This window comes from Streptomyces mayteni, assembly GCF_054783955.1.
On sequence record NZ_BAAGPR010000244.1, the window covers coordinates 1 to 2,699 of the forward strand.

Below are 2,699 nucleotides of genomic sequence, written 5' to 3' on the forward strand. Positions count from 1 at the left end.
GCCCGCCGCCGCGGCGAGCGCGGCGCCGATCGCCGCGTCGAGGCCGAGCGGCCCACCGGCCGGCGGCGGCACGTACCGCTCGATGTCGCGCTCGCGACAGACCACCTCGTGCCGCAGCGACTCGACGAGCGGCCTGGCCAGCGGGCCCGGCACCGGCGTGACCAGCCCGACCCAGAGGCTGGAGAGACGTGGCGTGAGCACCGGCACCGGCACGATCAGCCGCCGGGCAAGGCCGGCTTGGCGCGCGTAACGGCGCATCATGTCCTGGTAGGTCACGACGTCCGGGCCGCCGATGTCGAAGGCGCGGCTGACGTCCGCCGGCAGCCGCTCGCAGCCGACCAGCAGCCGCAGCACGTCGGCGATCGCGATCGGCTGCACGCGGGTGCGCACCCAGCTGGGCGTCACCATGGCCGGCAGCCGCTCGGTGAGGTGGCGCAGCATCTCGAAAGAGGCGGATCCCGAGCCGACGACGACGGCCGCGCGCAGCACGGCCGTCGGCACCCCGGAGGCCAGCAGCAGCCGGCCCACCTCGGCGCGGGAGCGCAGGTGCGGCGAGAGCTCGCGCTCGGGCACCCCGGCCGGGGTGAGCCCGCCGAGATAGACGATCCGCCGCACGCCGGCGTCCCGCGCCCGAGCGCCGAAGATCCGCGCCGCGCGCCGGTCGCGCGCCTCGAAGTCGTCACCGCCGCCGATCGAGTGCACCAGGTAGTAGGCGATGTCCACGTCGCGCAGCGCGCGCTCGACCGCGCCGGGGTCGAGGACGTCGCCGAGCACCGCGTCGACCTGATCCACCCAGCCGTGCGCGCGGAGCTTGTCCGGGGAACGCACCAGACAGCGCACCCGGTGCCCGGCCGCCAGCAGCTCGGGCACCAGCCGGCCGCCGACGTAGCCGGTGACGCCGACGACCAGGCACCTGGTCTCTCGCGGTGGGCTCATGCCGGCCACTGTTGGCGCGCCGGCCGGCCGCCGCAAGCGGGCGCGGGCCGCCCGGGGGTTGATGCAAACAGATTTGCATGAAAACCTAGCAATGCAACTACGCCCCGCTTCACTGCTTCTCGCGTCTCCTGGAATGGATGGAAGCGATGCCTGCCGCCCCCACCGCCCACTCCGCGACCCTGGCCATCGACGAGACCCTGCGGGCCAGGCGCGCCGCGGGAGAGCGCGTCCTGCACCTGGGTTTCGGCGAAGCCGGACTGCCCGTCCCTGAATCGGTCCTGACGGTGCTTCGGGCCGCCGCCGACCGCAACGGCTACGGCCCGGTCGCCGGCTCCCCCGAGGCGCGCGAGGCGGCGGCCGGCTGGTTCAGCCGGCGCGGCCTGGAAACGCGCGCCGCCCAGATCGTCCTCGCACCCGGCAGCAAGCCGCTCCTCTACGCGCTGCTCGCCGCCCTGCCGGGCGACGTGGTGCTGCCCCGCCCCGCCTGGGTCAGTTACGCGGCGCAGAGCGCGCTCGCCGGCAAGCGGGTGATCGGCGTCCCCGTCCCGCCGGAGGCCGGCGGGGTGCCGGAACCGGACGCCCTGGCCAGCGCGCTCCGCGCGGCCCCCGAGGCCGGCGTCCTGGTGCTGACCGTCCCCGACAACCCGACGGGCACCGTCGTCGGCCGCGACCGGCTGCGCGCCGTCTGCGAGGTGGCGGACCGCCACGGCCTGGCCGTCGTCGCCGACGAGATCTACGGCGAACTGCTGCACGACGGCGGCACCATCCCGCGCGCCGCCGCGTTCCTGCCGGAGCGCACCGTGGTCACCACGGGGCTCAGCAAGTCCATGGCCCTCGGCGGCTGGCGCATCGGCCTGGCCCGGGTGCCGGACAGCCCGTGGGGCGACGAGGTGCGGGCCCGGCTGATCGGCGTCGCGAGCGAGGTGTGGTCGGCGCTCGCCGCGCCGATGCAGGCGGTGGCGGCGTACGTCCTCGCCGACCCGCCCGAGGTGCGGTCCCACGTCGACGCGGCCCGCCGGCTGCACGGGACGGTGGCCCGGGCCGTGCACGACGAGTTCACGGCGATCGGCGCGGACTGCCGCCCACCGACGGCCGGCTTCTACCTCTACCCCGACCTCTCCCCCCGCCGCGGGGCGCTGGCCACGCACGGCATCACGGACGGCGCGTCGCTGGCCGCGGCCCTCCTCGACCGGCACGGCATCGGGGTCCTCCCCGGCCACGCCTTCGGCGACGCCCCCGAGGCGTTGCGCTTCCGCGCGGCCACCAGCCTGCTGTACGGCGACACGGCCGCCGAACGCTGGGAGACCCTGCGGTCGGCCACGCCACTCGACCTCCCGTGGGTCGCGGACGCGACGGCCCACCTGCGGCGGGCGTTGCGGGCCCTGACGGCCCACCACCCCTGACGGTCGCCGGCGGTTCTCCCCCACCCACCCGCCCCTTTCGCCGCGCCCCGCGCGGGTGGGCCTACGACCCCAGCCATCGGCCGGCCCTCCGTGTGGTTGGCCCCACCCGCCCGCCCCGTCCCGCGCCGCGCGCGGCACTGACCGCCACCGCGGTCGGGCCGGCGGCGACGCCGCCGAGTCATGCCCGGTACACCGGGCGGGCGGGCCGCCGGGGGTTCTCCCCCACCCTCCCGCCCTTTTCCCCGCGCTCCGCGCGGGTGGGCCTAAGGCCCGAGCCATCGGCCGGCCTGCGGCGGCTGCGCCGCCAGGCCGCGGCCGGCGCTCCGCGCAGGGTTGTTCCCCCCCCCCCCCCCCCCCCCC

2 protein-coding genes are annotated in these 2,699 nt (G+C 77.2%); one reads left to right on the forward strand and one right to left on the reverse strand.

The window, feature by feature from the left end:
• A partial coding sequence (locus ACYVPE_RS39630; RefSeq protein ID WP_461038699.1) for an NAD(P)H-binding protein occupies positions 1 to 936 on the reverse strand: 936 nt, incomplete at its 3' end.
• 137 nt (positions 937 to 1,073) lie between these two features.
• Between ACYVPE_RS39630 and ACYVPE_RS39635 the strand changes: the two genes are divergently transcribed.
• Positions 1,074 to 2,339: a pyridoxal phosphate-dependent aminotransferase gene (locus ACYVPE_RS39635; RefSeq protein ID WP_461038700.1), complete on the forward strand. Its 1,266-nt coding sequence runs from the start codon at positions 1,074 to 1,076 to the stop codon at positions 2,337 to 2,339.
• Positions 2,340 to 2,699: the final 360 nt, after the last annotated feature.

Excerpts from the sequence above, each read along its gene's own strand:
- ACYVPE_RS39635 (WP_461038700.1), top strand. The coding sequence starts at position 1,074 with ATGGAAGCGATGCCTGCCGCCCCCACCGCCCACTCCGCGACCCTGGCC.